This is a genomic window from Treponema medium (genome assembly GCF_017161265.1).
Lineage (GTDB): Bacteria > Spirochaetota > Spirochaetia > Treponematales > Treponemataceae > Treponema > Treponema medium.
In genome coordinates this window covers 1,924,864-1,941,580 of the sequence record NZ_CP031393.1, presented here as the reverse complement: position 1 = coordinate 1,941,580, position 16,717 = coordinate 1,924,864, and the positions used below count along the sequence as shown (strand labels likewise).

General features: G+C 46.3%; 12 protein-coding genes. 6 read left to right on the top strand and 6 right to left on the bottom strand.

Going from position 1 to position 16,717, the window contains the following annotated elements; genetic code table 11:
* Positions 1–20 precede the first annotated feature (20 nt).
* From DWB79_RS08500 to DWB79_RS08490, 3 genes are all read right to left on the bottom strand, one after another.
* Positions 21–2,078: a hypothetical protein gene (locus DWB79_RS08500; RefSeq protein WP_016523626.1), complete on the bottom strand. Its 2,058-nt coding sequence runs from the start codon at positions 2,076–2,078 to the stop codon at positions 21–23.
* A gap of 67 nt (positions 2,079–2,145) precedes the next feature.
* Entirely contained in the window at positions 2,146–2,814 is a 669-nt protein-coding gene (locus DWB79_RS08495; RefSeq protein WP_016523625.1) for a tetratricopeptide repeat protein, read from the bottom strand.
* A 12-nt stretch (positions 2,815–2,826) separates the two neighbouring features.
* Positions 2,827–3,981: a galactokinase gene (locus tag DWB79_RS08490; RefSeq protein ID WP_016523624.1), complete on the bottom strand. Its 1,155-nt coding sequence runs from the start codon at positions 3,979–3,981 to the stop codon at positions 2,827–2,829.
* Positions 3,982–4,044: 63 nt separating this feature from the next.
* Between DWB79_RS08490 and lnt the strand changes: the two genes are divergently transcribed.
* The 6 genes from lnt to DWB79_RS08460 all read left to right on the top strand — a co-directional run bounded on the left by lnt (position 4,045) and on the right by DWB79_RS08460 (position 11,566).
* On the top strand, positions 4,045–5,796 hold the full coding sequence (gene lnt, locus DWB79_RS08485) for an apolipoprotein N-acyltransferase (RefSeq protein ID WP_016523623.1): 1,752 nt from the start codon (positions 4,045–4,047) through the stop codon (positions 5,794–5,796).
* Between the two features lie 38 nt (positions 5,797–5,834).
* Positions 5,835–7,016: a DegT/DnrJ/EryC1/StrS aminotransferase family protein gene (locus DWB79_RS08480; RefSeq protein ID WP_016523622.1), complete on the top strand. Its 1,182-nt coding sequence runs from the start codon at positions 5,835–5,837 to the stop codon at positions 7,014–7,016.
* Between the two features lie 90 nt (positions 7,017–7,106).
* Positions 7,107–9,242: a molybdopterin cofactor-binding domain-containing protein gene (locus DWB79_RS08475; protein WP_016523621.1), complete on the top strand. Its 2,136-nt coding sequence runs from the start codon at positions 7,107–7,109 to the stop codon at positions 9,240–9,242.
* A gap of 1 nt (position 9,243) precedes the next feature.
* A complete protein-coding gene (locus tag DWB79_RS08470) occupies positions 9,244–9,723 on the top strand; it encodes a (2Fe-2S)-binding protein (protein WP_016523620.1) in 480 nt (159 codons plus the stop codon).
* A complete protein-coding gene (locus DWB79_RS08465; protein ID WP_016523619.1) occupies positions 9,713–10,561 on the top strand; it encodes an FAD binding domain-containing protein in 849 nt (282 codons plus the stop codon). Before DWB79_RS08470 ends, DWB79_RS08465 begins: the two co-directional genes overlap by 11 nt.
* Positions 10,562–10,666: 105 nt before the next feature.
* Positions 10,667–11,566: a hypothetical protein gene (locus DWB79_RS08460; protein ID WP_016523618.1), complete on the top strand. Its 900-nt coding sequence runs from the start codon at positions 10,667–10,669 to the stop codon at positions 11,564–11,566.
* Positions 11,567–11,720: 154 nt separating this feature from the next.
* On the opposite strand, the gene DWB79_RS08455 is transcribed toward DWB79_RS08460, so the two are convergent.
* The 3 genes from DWB79_RS08455 to DWB79_RS08445 are packed head-to-tail and all read right to left on the bottom strand — an operon-like array spanning position 11,721 to position 16,582.
* Positions 11,721–13,943: a hypothetical protein gene (locus DWB79_RS08455; RefSeq protein WP_156831509.1), complete on the bottom strand. Its 2,223-nt coding sequence runs from the start codon at positions 13,941–13,943 to the stop codon at positions 11,721–11,723.
* Positions 13,924–16,437, bottom strand: a complete 2,514-nt coding sequence (locus DWB79_RS08450; protein ID WP_206180997.1) for a hypothetical protein — start codon at positions 16,435–16,437, stop codon at positions 13,924–13,926. Before DWB79_RS08450 ends, DWB79_RS08455 begins: the two co-directional genes overlap by 20 nt.
* Entirely contained in the window at positions 16,406–16,582 is a 177-nt protein-coding gene (locus tag DWB79_RS08445; RefSeq protein WP_206180995.1) for a hypothetical protein, read from the bottom strand. The genes DWB79_RS08450 and DWB79_RS08445 overlap by 32 nt, the downstream gene beginning before the upstream one ends.
* Positions 16,583–16,717: the final 135 nt, after the last annotated feature.

The following is a 16,717-nucleotide window of genomic DNA, read 5'->3' as shown; positions in this document are numbered from 1 at the left end:
CCGACTATTCACGGACGGTTCTATTCCAGCGGGGCAAAATAGCCGGTTTCATCCCTTCCCGAACGGGTTAGAAGCCGTACCTCAAGCTCTACCGGTAAATAGGCACGGCCGAAGTCGGTTGGCAATGTAGAGGTATAGCTTAGCTGATACGAGCCTATAGGTTTGGCGATTAAATCTTCAATAATCGGAGAAAGCCCCTGTTCGGCATAGATATACGTACTCATTCCGCCTGTCTTCGTGCAAAGATACGAAAGCTCAGGAGGCAATGTCCGCGGCTTTAGATTAACCGTATAAAAACGGATACCGTTGTTGGTCATATATGCGGCAAGATCGTTTAAGCTGTACTGCTTAAAGCTGTCGGAACCGATATCTTCAAACGATAAGAACACGATAGCCCGCTTGGGAGCCGCATTAATAAGCTCTCCGCTTGCCAACCGCAGCGCAAGATCACAGTTCCATACGGGCGACCACGCCGCCTTTAATTTAAGCGGCTGCGATAAAAGCGCTTCCGGAGAAAATTTTCCCTCCAGCACCGGCAGTTGAGAGGCCGACACAACGGAAATTTTCCCTTTTCCCTGCATCGCCTCGGCAAATTCTTTTACCACCGTCTTAACCAGCTCCAATTCTTTTTCCGACTGTGGAGAGCGCTCGATTACAACGGCAATATCGCAGCCGGTATTGAGGTAGGCGGCGCCCTTTAAAGTAAAGTCATTAACCTGCCGGTTCGATTCGGTCAGGAAAAAATTATTTTCCGTTAAACCGACCACCGGCTGCCCCATCCGGTTTTCTACGCGGACATCGACGGTAACCGTCGGGAACTTATCGGCATAGACGCGGTCGAAACGGACAAACAAACCGCCCGCCAGTTCGTTGATATGGGAAAAAACCTGAATATTTCCGTTTTTATAATCGGCTAACAAAAGACTGCCGTTGGCATCGGGAATTGCCGCGGTTACACGGGCGGGCGCATTCCCTAAACTCGCAACGGTATATAAGCTCGCTAATCCGATATCGACCAAGTACACCTTATTGGCGCAGGACACCAGCAAGTTGTTTTTCCATACCCGCATCGACTCCGCCTGCACGACACTTCCGTCCGGCAGCAGCGTTCTGATATAGTTTCCCGCCGTATCGAATATATAGATAGAGCCTTTTACCGAATCCGCAACGTAGACTAAATCGTCCAAGATTGCGATACCCGCCGGAGCGGTAAAGCCCGGGAATATGCCGCTACGCTGCCCGAAGGTAAAAAGACCTTCTCCGTCCGGAGAAAACACAACGACGCGGGCGTTGCCGAAATCCGTTACAAAAATATTTCCATAAGAATCATGCGCTAAAAACTGAGGGCCGATGCACTGTCCGTCTCCCCTGCCCTTTGTGCCGAACGACTTAATGAATTTTCCGTCTTTGGTAAGCAGTGAAAGCCGATCGGCAGCAAATTCTGAGATAAGGAGATTTCCGTTTTTGAGCGGTAAAATATCGAAAGGACGGTCAAAGCCCTGCAAGGGGCCGCTCGTCCGGTCAAGTATGATGCCGTTAATATCGAAGTGTACCAATTCGTTGGAACCGTAGGCAACCACCCAGAAACTGCCGTCCCCCATTGCCGCAACTGAAAGCGGCTGTTTAAAAAAGACTTCCGATCCATGTTTGGATTCAAATACGGCGGTTTCCACATAGCGTACCGATTCCGCAAAATCGGGCTGAGAACTGCGTCGTTCTTTCACAACCTCTATTTTGTTTTTTAAAAGCTGCCCGCCGTATCCTGAGGCAGACGCTGCCGACCATTGCTCAAGTGCAGCCCCCTCTATACCGGAGCGGTAATAGGCTTGTCCGAGCCAATCCAAGATGAGCGGATCGCCGGGAATATGCGTGAGAGCTTTTTCAAATAGCAGGATAGCCTCGTTAAAGGTTCCGCGGTAATACGCCTGCACGCCGCGGCGGAATTCTTCAAATCCATGATCTCTATCGGCGGAACTCAGGCGGGGTTGAAGGCTGTTGGTCTGCGCAGGCAGCGCCGTAGCGAGGCACAATAAAAACAGTGTTAAACCGGCTGTTTGCAATAGTCTCTTCATACGCATGATAGTTAATCCTTTTAACAATTTTCTAAAAACATGAAGTCTTCGGCCACTTTCACAATGAACCTAATTATCTGCTCATAATAAGCTGCAGATGGCGCTTAATTATTTCGTTACCGGGAAGCTGTGCATCCGCCCGTTGGATATATGAACGGGCTTCGGTATCAAAGCCCATCTTGTAATATGTCCACGCCAGCGAATCCAAATAAGCGGGATTATCGGGCTGTGCGTCGAGCGCTTTTTTACACAGAATCAAAGCCCGAGTTAAATCTTTTTCGGTATCGGCAAGGATGTAGCCAAGCCCGTTAAGCGCCGTCGAATTATCCGGATCAAGTTCCAGCGCTTTCTCATAAAGACTCAAAGACTTGTCTACTTTATCCTGCTCATACGCCAAATACGCCATCGAAGTATGCACCTGCGGAGAATCGTATCCTGCATCCAAAAGCTTTGAAAGCTCAAACTCTGCCAAACGGGCACGGCCTGTCTTGGTATAAATAAAGGCCAGAATAAGCCGACACTGATATACGCGGGCGATATCGGTCCCGGCTGTGATAATCTGTTCCAAATAGACAAGCGCATCGTCATATTGTAAAAGGCTCGCATAACAGAGACCGATATAATACGCCAAATCGAAATTGAGCTCAACATCTTTAGACGATATCTTTAAAAATGCGGCAAGCGCTTCTTCATACCGATTTTCCCGATAGAGCTGTATGCCTTCTTTAAGAACCGTATCCATTTCGTTTCTCCATCATAGTATGCGTACTCCGCCGGAAGGTTTCACTTTATAATACAAAGGCTTAAATCCGAAAATTCGTTCATAGTCGCCCAGTTTTTCAATATAGGTTTGGATATCATCCGCTCTTAAAATACTGTACGTACATCCGCCGAATCCCCTTCCCGTCAGGCGCGAACACACAATATCGTTCATATCGGGAGCGACAAATTCCATAGCCCGCTTCACAAGCCAATCCAATTCGGGGCAGGAAATTTCAAAGCGATCGCGCAAATTCTCTTGAGAGCGTGTTACAATACGCGAAAACACCACCCAATCGTTTTTCTTTAAGGCGCCGATAGCGTCATCAACACTTATCGATTCGCGGATAATATAGAGTACCCGCCGCCGTACCGATTCCGGGATGGCAAGCTCTTCAAGATCGCTTTCGGCAAGCTTACTGAAATCATTGGGAATATCCGGCATCTTTTTAACCCGCTCGTAGGCTTCCATACATTCCTGGATTCTATGGTTCAGCTCTTCCCGTGCCAACAGACGGGGAACCCGAGAATCCGTCAAAATGATCCGGTAGTTGCTGATAGGAAACGGATAAATATCGGCCGTCTTCCGCCGGTGATTTGTCCGTATGCAGTGTCCCGCCTTTGCATAGAGCGCACACAAAATATCCGCACGGTGGGGATAGGTTTTAAGGTGCTGCACATTCGCATTTTCCAAAATATCGACAAGGTCAGCCTTCGTAAGCCGCGGCGCAAACACCTTCCGCAACGCCATTGCCGTCGCAACCTTGAGTGCGTTCGGCGTACCGAGCCCTGCATCGGCAGGGATTTCGGAAAGGATGGTAAAATTGAGCCCTGTCATCTCAATCCCTTGATCCATGAAGGAAAGAATAACAGCCTTTATCGAATTTGCCCAACGGTCCTCTTTACGATACCGCAAGTTTGCGGCGGCAACTTTTTTCCGCTCTTTAAGCGACAAAGAAAGGAAGCGATAATTAGAATCTTTCCTTTTTGAAACACAAAGATACAGATAATGATCGATCGCCATCGAAAGCGTATTGCCCTGTGCAAACCATGTATGTTCGCCTAAAAGGTGAAAGCGCCCGGGAACTGCAACGGTTACTTCCGGCTCATCTCCATATTCGTCTACATGAAACGGTAGAATCTTCTGCATACTCTCTATAATATCCCTTATATTGAAACAATTCAAGAAAAATGATTAAATTGTTGCAAAATTATGTCGGTTATTTCATCTTTTTTAGCGGTTTTATGCTCTGCGGTGCTGCTTTCATTAGGAATATCGAATGAATATCTCCATTTCGGATCGGCGCTGTTCGGTATCATTGCACTGATACCGTTATATACCGCATTTTGCATCAGCCCTACACGAAGACGCACTGCATTGATGTTCGGCGCCCTGATAGCTTTTGTCCACCTGTGTTCCAGTTTTTGGCTGGCATATTTTGAAAACTTTGCAATTTTTACGCTCGGCGCTTCCAGCGTCGCTTATTTGTTCCTCGGCTTTCTTTTCGGCCACTGGTTCTATTATGGAATGAAACTACCATTGAGTCTGCGCCCCTTTGCATTTGCCGGTTTATGGACGCTCTGGGAATGGTTTAAGGGCAGCGGCTTTGTCGCCTATCCATGGGGCAGCCTTTCGATGACCACGCTATCGCTGCGTCCGCTCATTCAAATAGCCGATATTACCGGCGTATGGGGAATTACCTTCCTTATTGCATTGATTTCCGCGCTCCTTGCAGAAATAATCAGGGCAGCGGCAAGATTAACCGCCGGTTTTTCCAAACCGCAGGGCAGACCGTTGCTACGACCGCTGGCATTTACGGCTGCGTTGTTGCTGCTGATCAATGGGTACGGACTTTTTCGCATATATCAAAAAAGGACGCCGCAGCAAAACCTCAATCTTGTGTTAGTGCAGCAAAACACCGACCCGTGGGTCTCCGGTCTCGATCTGTTTTTTGATAACCTCTATAACACTCAACAACTCACCGAGCAGGCAATTACCGAATCGCCGGTTAAACCCGATCTTATCGTATGGAACGAGAGTAGCCTTGCATACGGCTATGACCAATTTCAAGATTATTATAGGCAGCTTCCCTTTAAAGAGTCCTTCACCGATTTTTTGCAGCGGATGGATATACCGATTTTAACGGGTTCTCCGCTTTTTCAGGATGCCGAAAGAGAAAAATACTCGAATGCCGTCTATCTCATTGCACCCGACGGTACGGTGCTCGACACCTATTCAAAGATACAGCTGATCTGCTTTGCGGAATACATTCCCTTTATTGACCATCCGTTTGTGCAGCGTTTTTTTGACTCGCTGGTCGGTTTTTCATCGGGATGGGCGCCGGGAACGGAATATAAAGCGATGACGTTTACCGCACAAAACGGAAATGATATCCGGTTCGCCGCACCCATCTGTTTTGAGGATGCCTTTCCAACGCTCTGTGCCGATTTGCATAATCAGAAAAGCAATATCTTAATTAATCTGACCAATGATTCATGGTCAAAAACGGCGAGCGCGGAATATCAACATTTTGCCGTCGCCTATTTCCGTGCAATTGAACTGCGAACGCCGCTTGTCCGCTCTACCAACGGCGGCTATACCTGCGTTGTCGATCCCGTCGGAACCGTTACCGCGAGCCTTCCGCTCTTTACCGCAGATTCCCTGAGCGTTTCGGTACCGATCTATCCCTACCGCCGGACTTTTTATGCGCAATGGAAGGACTGGCTTCCTGCGCTTTTCTTAGCAATTGCGCTCATCTCCGCCACCGCATACCGGTTCAACCCCGCGTTTTGTAAAAAAGCGGTGGTGTATATGGAACATCCGCTCGAATGGCTCTCCCCTGCCGAACGAAGAAAACGGCAACGGAAACAGCTCTGGAAAAAGCCGTGGTTTAGAAAACGGCGGAAAACGGCAAAAACTGATAAACTGATCACGGTTGATAAGAGGCCGCAGTTTCAAAAATAGTAATATCGGATACGGAAGTTTTTATAGGAGATATAATCATGAATACACCCGAACAAAATCCCGCAAGGGAGATACCCTTTTTTAGACCGTCGTTCGACCGCAGGGAAGAAGAAGCGGCGATCCGCGTGCTGCACTCAGGCTGGCTGACGACCGGCAAGGAAACGCTCGCCTTTGAAAAAGAGTTTGCCGATATGGTACACAGTCCGTATGCGCTTGCGGTCAATTCCGCATCAAACGGATTGATGCTTGCTATGGAAGCCTTCGGAATCGGCAAGGGAAGCAAAATACTCACCAGTCCATACACCTTTGTATCGACTGCAACCAGCGCCTTGCACCTTGGCGGAGAAGCGGTCTATGCGGATATCGAAGCGGATTCCTACAGTATCGATCCCGAAAAAATCGAAGATAAACTCAAGCAGGATAAAAGCATTAAAGCGATTGTGCCTATCCATATCGCAGGAAACCTCTGTAATATGAAAGCGATTAACAGCCTTGCAAAGAAATACAACGTCGCGGTTATTGAAGACGCAGCCCATGCCTTTCCTGCAAAAACGGCAGACGGCTACGGCGGCACCTTCGGCGATGCGGGCGTGTTCTCTTTTTATGCCACCAAAACCATCACAACCGGAGAAGGCGGTATGATCTGCGTCCGTAATCCCGAAGCGGCGGAACGCATTAAGCTGATGCGCTCCCACGGTATCAACCGCACAATATGGGATCGCTACACCGACAAACACGCCAGCTGGCAATACGATGTCGTTGCGGAAGGCTACAAATGCAACCTGCCGGACATCTTATCGGCAATCGGCAGGGTACAGCTGCAAAAAGCGGAAGAGTTTTACCGGAAACGGAAGCTCATCGCCGAACGCTTTACCCGCGCCTTTAAACCGCTCGACTTTTTTCAAGTTCCGCCGGACGGAGAAGGCAATGCGTGGCATCTCTACATCCTCCGCATCGTACCGGAAACGCTTTCCGTCGGCAGGGATGACTTTGCCCGCGCGCTGCAGGAACGGGGACTCGGTATTTCAGTTCACTTTATCCCCCACTTTGAACTGACCTTCCTGAAAGAACGGTACGAGCTGCGCGCACAGGACTTCCCCAATGCCGCAGCGCACTATGCGCAGAGCATCAGCCTTCCGTTCTGGCCGGATATGACTAATGAAGATGTGCAGTATGTCATCGATATGGTCATCGATACCGCAAAAAAGTTTCGCAAATAGAGAAGATACCGCGGGGAATGGCAAAAAGGAACCGACTTTTGAGGCATTCCCAAAGTTTTCAAAAAGCAGGATTTTGACAGGAAGTTTGATATGATAGAACAATTTGTTTCGGATATGAGCTTTGAGGGGCAGCGCTATGCGGTGATTGTCCGCGCCCCCGTATCATCGGGGATCATTTCCGCCGTACATCTGCCGCTCTTACCCGAAGGATATGCCTTTTACGGAGCAGCACAGATTCCCGGTCAAAAAACAATCGAAGTATTTGAACACTCGATCCCTCTTTTTGCAGCAGGAGAGATAGAATATAAGGAACAAGCCGTCGGCATCCTTACCGGCGATAATACGGCAACACTTGAAGCGCTGCGGAAAGATATCACAATAGAACTTGAGCCGATACCCGAAGACAGTTTTGAGGCAGGACGGACGCATACGCTGTTTGATTATCCTATTATTGCACGGGAAGATCGAACTTCGGGAAATATCGATTCAATCTTTGAAACAGCCGCTTCAACCGTATTCTCATCGCTTAAAATAACTTCGCAGTATGCTGCCCGTTCGGAGCCGTTTTCCGCCGTTACAGTGTTCCGTGAGGACGGGCTTGACGTCTATGTACCAACCCAATGGCCGTTTCACGTCCGCACGGCGGTAGCAAAAGCAACCGGACTGGCAGAAGAAGCGGTTGTCGTACATCCAACCCAAACAGGCGAAACATTCAACGAGCTTTTATGGTACACATCCCTCCTTGCCTGTCAGTGCGCTGTTGCGGCGGTTTTGCAGCGGAATACCGTTTCGCTCAATCTATCCGCGGAAGAAAGCAGGGCGGCAGCGCCTAAAACACCGGAGATGATTATCGAACATAAATCGGCGCTATCAGACACTTATTCGATTGACGCAATGCAGATTTCAATTATTGTCAACGCCGGCACCTGCTGCCCGCTCATCGGCAATATACTCAAACAAATGACCGCCGCCGCATTAGGACCGTATACCGTACCGAACTATCGGATAGAAGCGCGGGCATCAAAAACGGCGGAAGGCCTTATTGATATTTTTGAGGGATGGGGCGACTACTATGTGTCAAACGCATTAGAAAACCACATCAACAAGATCATTCAGGATTACAATCTCTCCCCGGCTGAATGGCGTATAAAAAATATGCCGGACGATTACAGCGCCGTTTTTTCAAATCTCTTTGAACTCTTAACCGGCAAAAGCGATTTTATCTGCAAACATGCCGCGTATAATGTTTTTAACCGAGGTAAAACTGATAAACGGGATGGACGATGGCGCGGTATCGGCTTGGCCGCAGGCTTTCAATACAGCGGATGCGCCGCAGATTTCACGTATACGGCAGAGATGACGCTGGATGTTCACAATCAGCTTTCAATTAAAGCGGAACCGGCGGAGGATAATTTAAAGAAAGTCATCAGGAAGCTGGCTGCAAAAAAACTGGACATTGCCGAATCCGATATTACCTTTGCAGGTCTTACAACTGCCGATATGAATGAGTCCGGGCCTGCAACTGCCGGCAACACCGCCGGTATCGTTCTTCCCCTTGTTGAGCAATGCCTAGCCGATCTACAGGAGCAGCGATTCCGCAATCCGCTCCCGATCAGCATTTTAAAAAGCACGCGAACGCCGCAATCGGATGTCTCACAGTCCGATGCCCCGCCGCTCGATGTTCCACAAGCAGATGGCTCACAGTCCGATGCCCCGCCGTTCGATGCTCCACAGTCAAACGTTCCATCGCTAGAAAATGAAACCGGCAAAAACAGTGTTCCATTTATTTCCAAAACGCCCGCTGCCTGTATTATCGAACTCGAAATGGACACGGTTTGCTATGAAATACAAATCCGGAAAGTATGGCTCGCATGCCGTCCCGGAAAAATCTACGAAAAAAAACAGATCCTCAACTATCTGCGTAAAAATATTGCTGCAGCATTATCGCGTACCGCTAAGGAAGCGCTCCCTTCAGCTGAAACTGATGATACACCTCTTCACTATTCGGAATACCGGATGATACTGCCGAATGAGATGCCACCCCTTTCCGTGGATATTCCTGAACGGAGAAATTCGACGAGCGCGTTCGATTCATCTGCGCTGAATATACTGCCCGCTGCATACCTTGCAGCGTTGAACCAAATACTGTTGCGTGTTCCTGCGCGGATAGATGCGTTACCAATCCGAAGGGAACACCTCTTTAAAGCTTTGACGAGGAAAAAATAACATGAAGATACGATTTTACCTTAATAACGAAGCGGTAGATATTGAAGCCGATGCCGACGAGCGGTTATCAGACGTGTTAAGGCGGGATTTCGGCATTCTCAGCGTACGGAGAAGCTGTATGCAGGGTACCTGCGGTTCCTGTACGGTGTTATTAAACAATCATCCGGTACCGTCCTGTATGCTTCCCATCTTTGCTGTAGCAGGACAAAATATTATTACACTTGAAGCCTTTAGCGCTACGCAGGAATATAAGGACATTATCACCGCGTTTGAAAAAGAAGGCATTACACTGTGCGGTTTTTGCTCCGCCGGTACCCTTTTAACCGCTCACAGTATTGTGCAAAAACACTGGAATCCCACCGACGAACAAATACGAAATGCCTATATCGGAACTGTGTGCCGATGTACCGATATTGTTTCAATCACAGCGGCGTTAAAACAGGTGTGCAAATCAAAGAGAGGCAAGCGGCATGAAAAATAATTATATCGTCAATACCGCAAAAAACATGGCGGAGCTGTATACGCTGATGCAGAACAATACCGACATTACTCCGCTTGCCGGCACCACCGGATTGCTCAAAGATTGTCATACCGACCGTTTCCTCCTGCCGGAATCGATTTTATTTTTAAAGAATCTTCCCGAACTTGAAACTATCGCAAAACGGGAACGCTTCATAGACTTCGGCGCTGCCGCAACCCTCAATACCATTTTAGAACTGGGAGAAAAAAACGTACCGCAAATTCTTTATCAAGCGATTTCCCTTGCGGCAAATCCCGGTGTCCGCTCGCTTGCAACTATCGGTGGAAACATCGCACAAGCGCCTATGCAAAATTCCTGTCTTATCCCGTTAATCGCGCTTGATACAAAGATCGAAATACGGACACGGAAAGAAACGTTTTGGATGCCGCTCATTCAGTATTGCGACGAAAGCAGCAATGTGCTGCGCCATACCCCGCATATTATCCTCCGCGTGCGCGTTCCATTTGAAGAATGGAACATTTCATATTACAAGCGGCTTGGGCCGATCGGTCATATTACTGCCGATACCGCCTCTTTTGTATTTATGGCTCGTACGCAGAAAAACCTGCTTTCCGATGTTAAATTACTGTTCGGCGGCACTCAGCTGATAAAAAGTAAAGAGTTTGAAAACCTCTTAACCGGAAAAGGGCTCCCCATCGACCGGCGCAGCGTCGGCGCATTGATGAAAGAAACCGAAGAGATTTTCAGCGATACCTTTTCCGCTGCAGAGATATTCGAGTTCCAAAAGGCGTGTTTTTTCAATTTGATTGAAGAGAGCATCTACTTGCTGACCAATTAAGAATGGAAGTGAACTATTACACCGCTTAAATCTTTATCCAGCCTTTAGAGCGGGACAGTTTTCTTACATTGTATCAGAGCTGCTTCTTATGCTAGTATCAACGCTATGTTACGACATATAATATTTTTTATATTACTACTGTCCACCTACACCACTACAGCACTGGATGCACAAATACAAGGCTATATTCCCTCTCCGTTGTATGGCATAACGCTTGACGATGTTTCAGAGCATTCTATCACAGCTATCATAGATGCAATTAAAGCATTACCGGTAAAACCGACCGCACGTATCGTTATTGATGCCGATAGAAAGCCGGCTGATTTTGTTTCACTTCTGGCAAGTATTCACGAAGTCTCGTATATTATGCTTTGTCCATGCGATTCGTATGATATGGCTTTTTATAAAACAGCCGAATCCTATAAAGCGCGCTTCGCCGAATGTGTGGCACATCTCACGCCGTACGTAGATATTTGGGAAATCGGAAATGAAGTCAATGGAGAAGGATGGTTAGGCGGTTCGGAGGAATTGATTGCCGAGAAAATTTATACGGCATGGAAATACATACATCAGCAAGGTTTTGCAACAGCACTTACCGCATATATGGCTGATCCGGATTCTCAAAGTATAACAATGGAAGACTGGCTTTTAAACTATATTCCACCTGATATGCGAAATACACTTGATTATGTGTTAGTCAGTTACTATGACGATGATAATGACGGTAAGCATGAAGAATGGCAGAGTATGTTCAGAAATCTGTATAACATATTTCCTAATTCTTGGCTTGGATTCGGCGAATGCGGATTTGCAAAACCACACAACGCCGGAAAAACTTTCAATATGCAGGCAGATAGATATTATCGTATGCTTCCCTATAACCGCCGCTATATTGGCGGTTATTTTTGGTGGTATTGGCAGGAAGACTGTATTCCACATAAACACAATTTACGATGGAACAAAATAGCCGACAATTTTTTGTGGATGAAAGAACAATACCGCTAAAAAAGATAGTACAAAAAAAAGTCATCGCTGTTAAAAACCAAACTTTTTAACAGCGATACCTAAAACTTTTATTTTACTTTACAAAAGCGCCTACTCGCATCCCCCCTTAATTCATCAATCTGAATTAAGGGGGCAAACCGCGCATTACGCTCCGCTACTTCATCTTAGTATACTCAATAAATGGCTCTCCAAGCCATGCAAGTACCGGCTTATCTGTCGTACCAACCTTATAGTTGTCTATCATAAGTCGGTTGAATTCGGGGATGCTTACATTGGGTACGCCAATCGACGGAATATACATCGAAATCCAGTTTCCGGTAAAGGCACCATTTGTATCTGCACCGGCTAGACCAATAGAAGCGGTATTTTTCGGATATGCAAGCTTAATCGTACTCTTTGTTCCCGCCTGTGCATTGTTGTAGTAGCTGATATACGGTAATCCGTTTACCATCGTAATGCCCGTTTTATACCCCACCGACTGATACGCATCAACTATAACCTTACTCGTAACCGCCGCTGCGGCACCACTTGTTTCCACAACCGCCAATTTAAGCGCAGCGTTTGCCGCATCGTGATATGCGATGTAGAGTTTTGTGCCGGAAGCAGCCATAGAAACATACTGCCCGGTAAGCGTACCGTTATCGACTTCAAGCGTGTTCCATGTGGCAGCCGTGTTTGCAAGACCTGTCGTAAGAAGCGGTGCTTTTGAATACGCCAGTTTAAGCGTTGTAGAAGCAGCATCGTAGTAAGCAATATAAATTTCACTACCTACCTTTGCCATAGCGGTGTGTTCACTAGATTTGCCTCCGGTGGTATTGGGAAGAACAAGATTACCGTTCTTTGCCAAACCTCTGGGCTCAACATATTGAGGACCGGCTTCAGATAAATTTGTTGTTTCATTACCGGTTTTCTTAAAGGCAAAAAAGCGGATTTCTTGTGCTTTTGAATCGTAATAGGAAATATAGATTTGTGCCGAATTATTGGAACCATCTACAATTAAATTAGGATACTTAAACCGATTTAGCGAAGGTTTATCCCACCCGCTATTACCGTATGATGTATTACACAGCTCTATAAATCCGTCCTGTGATACATAAGAGGTATTATATCCCTCATATCCTATTAATGCAGACTTTGGAAAATTATAGCCCTTATCATTGGAATTAAGATACAAATAGCCGGAATATCCATACGTAAAGTTATCTTCATTGCTTAATATCATGTACTTGTTGTCACTCGTTTTTGCAAGCACTGCATTCCGTGCAAACCATTTACCGCCTTTTTGATAACTGGTAGAATCGTTGTCAGTTCTCCATGTAAATCCGTCATTGTTATTGCAGTAAGCAAAAATGGGCTTATCTCCGCTCATCACCATTGAAGGATAGTAAAAGGTTTGGTCGGTTTTTGAAGTACACACCTGTGTATTTTGCCAAAATACCAGCTCGCGCTTTACATTCCACAAATTGGAAGAGGGATTAGTTATGTCTTTTTCCTGATTGTAAGGCTTGGTAATGTCGACCATGTTGTTGATGCTTTCAACGGTACCTACCGTAATAACCAAGTCGCCCGACTTTGAAGCTTTTTTGCTTATCTTAATTTGATTACCACTTACATCCGAAACAGTTGCTGTTACCCCGCCTATTGTTGCTGTCGGATCACCGCTTGCAGGCTTCAAGTTAAACCCTTTTACGGTCATTTTTTCGGTTGCCGAATAATTCATTGAATACGTACCGTCGGAACCGCGTATAACCGAGTTGCTCAAACCTTCTCCGGCTGTGTTTGCAATGGAAGTGATAAAGGGCACTACATCGACTCTGCGATTTTTTGCAACCGTATTGGTCTGATCCGTATCTTTTACCCTTATCGTAATGGTTTTATCGGTTCCGACACCGTTCGCTATCTTTGAGCTATCCCAATCGAGCTGCCATTTAACGGTATGACCTTTTTCTACGCTGAACTCATTCGATACAACCGTAAACTTCCAACCGTCTGTATCAACATTACCGGATTCTACCGTAAAAGTACCGTTTGCAGCATTATACGCCGCCAGTTTCGTTTCGCCTCCCAAAACGGCGCCGGCTACACCGGTAAATGTAAAGCCGTCGATCTTTGCCCAAATTTCCGTAATAACCTGATCGTCATGAGCAGTTCCCGTAATGCTTATTTTACCGGAAACTTTATCATCCTTGTCCATAAGACCGTTTGCTTGGTTAAAAGTACTTGGTAAATCGGCTCCTATTTCGATGTGTCCGTTATCGCGGCTGTTGCCGTACAAGCTGTTTTCGCTTTCGGAAACCCACTTAAATGGGTCTATCTCGTTTGTAGGGGCAACTCTGTCCTTCGTATCTACAATAACATCAAGTTCCAGCTCTGCCATCCACGTATCGGTACCGCAGGTTAACCCCCTGTGCGGAATCCCATACGGTAAGAAGAAGTTTACGCTTTTTTGGGTCGCTTGTGGCAAGGTCATCACTTTGACCTATTTTAGTAAAATCAGCCGCATTCAGCGTAATGACACCATCTGAAGGTAAAGCAGTTAGATTCCGAATGTCAGTACCGTTTGTTACGCATTTCAGTGTATACTTTTTAGCGCCGCTTCCGCCGCCGGTTCCAATTTTAATGTGCGACGTATTGTTTTTAAACCTAAACGTACCGCCGTCAGCTTTACCGTGCCAATCGTATTTTTCACTGTCGATACCGTCAGGATTTGCTGCGTTATATGTCAGCGCCAATGTTTTGGTTTCAACCACCGTAGAGCCGACATCCGCGATAGCACCGTTCCGGTTCATATCCGTTCCCAATGCTACAGCACTTATCCTCAAAGGCTCCTTTTTAAGTTTTACGGGTACTTTAATCGGAGCAGAGACATTATTTGCGCGGTCAATCGGCGTAATGACGATTTTTCCCGTACCGTCTGCAAAGCTGTTTACATTAATCTCACCCTTCCATGTTACAAAGTTGACATCGCCGTTACCGACATCCGTTTGCACGCCGCTCGGAAACTCTAAAACAACTTCGGTTGCAGAAGGAGCGTCATATTTTACTTTGACCTTTTCAACTCCCGCGCCTACATCATACGCAGCGCCGGATACCCACACTTTACCGCTCGTGTCAGGCTTCAAATATTCAATGGGGCTGTAAATAAGATACCCCTTTGTAGGATTGACCGGAGCAGACGCAAGCGTAACCTTGCCGGTATTCTTGTCGAATGCGGTAATTTCAATATCCTCGCCCGAAGCAAAAAGCTTCATTGACGTACTGATATTTGTTCTTCCTCTTAACGCAGTGTCGGTAAACGAAGTGCCGCTCACCGTTACGATACCCGACGAATATATTTTCGTGCCAAACACCGCTGTAGGCTTACTGTTATCATACTTAAAGGAGAACGAAGTTGAAGCGGTTAAACCGTCTATATCTCCTTGTTTTTGTTTTTTAGCCTTTATCGTAACGTTAATAGTAAATCCGTTATTATTTGTGGGATTCGCCGTCGTCTTTAACGGAATCCGCATTTTGTAATTGTGGCCGTCTTGTTCAAAACACTGCTGATTATGCAGCTTATAGCCGGTTATTTCGCTGTTTCCCGTTAAAGAGACATCCTGACCGATATAGGTACCGCTTATATCTATTCTTTCGATACCGGCATCATGCGATAAATCTGCACATAAATAAAGATCATCTCCCTTTATCCACATATTTGAAACATAGTCTTGGTTTTCAGGGTCTATCGGCCATGATGGAATGGGCGTGTTGATATTACCATCCGTTGCAACTTTCATACCGGTAATGGTCGGAGCCGCTTTATCGATGGTAACTTTAATCGGCGCTGTCCATTGACCGGCAATATTCTTATCATTTTTACCACGCAATCTAAACCAAATAACCCGCTGCGTACCGCTTGAAGCGTCAAATTCTTTACTTTTGTTTATTTCTACCGACCAATACGGACTTCCCTCCGTATATGATAATTGTTTCCCCTCAGAAGGACACCAGTCAGTACTGCCGAATACAGCACTCTCGCTAAAATCCGGTTTATCGGAAGCATCTACCTTATCGGTAATCTGAATCATCACCGCCTTGACCACTCCCGCTGCAGGATTGGGCACGCTCACTGTTCCCCAAATACGGATCGTACCGCCTAAAACTTTATCCGCGTCAGGCGATCGTACCGTTATTTCAGGAATATCTCCGTTCGGGTCTACTCTTATTATGTGACTGACAATACCGGCATTGCCTGCTTTATCTTCCACTAAAAAGAAGAGTGGAATATCATACAGTTCTACTCCCGCTGCAAGCCCGTCTACCTTTTTTCCGAGACTTTCGGCTTTTGCTTTTTGCGTGATATTATCCGCATCGGTAAAGGTAATAGCCCATGTATCTCCCGATAAGTCAAACGCTTTCCACTCTGCAATGGTTTCATCAGGCTTTTTCGTTATATCGCTGCTATCTTGTTTACCGACGATATATTTTATGCTTTTTACACCGCTGGGTATATCAATAACCGATCCGCGCATCGTAAAATCACCGCTCTGATTTTTAGATAAATCGGGACTCAGTATTTCTATTTGGGGAGGTCTATTGTCTATTTTATAGTTTTTTGTAATTTTAGATGGCTTTCCACCCTTGTCGGTAACGGTAACGATTGCTTCATATTCACCGTCGGGAATAGCGTATCCATTTTCATTCGCTTCGTTGTCTATATGAACCGTCCACTCTACCGAGGCGCTGCCTTTGCTAAATCCTCCGACGTCATATACTTGGCTCTTTTGTTTCGTTTTGATGTTTTCAAAAACAACCGAAATCGATTGGATACCATCGTCATCGTTCGCCTTCCCCTTTAAGTCAAATGAACCGCGTATTGCCCCTCCCCCCATCAGGATAGGTAATCTCCCCAATCGGCGGAAGAATATCTATCTGACCGCCTAAACCGATATTGTTCTTACACGTCGTAAATAAGGCTGTAAAGCACATTATCAATGCTGCTACTAATGCTGTTTTTCCAATACGTGCCTTTTTCATACACTGCTCCTTTGCTTTTATACTATACCAAGAGTATCCCGCCTCTCATATTGGCAATAAGACCGCAGAACTTTATTCTTGCTAATGATAGACCTTTTGTACAATTACGTTTATAGATGACTTTTAGAGGACGGC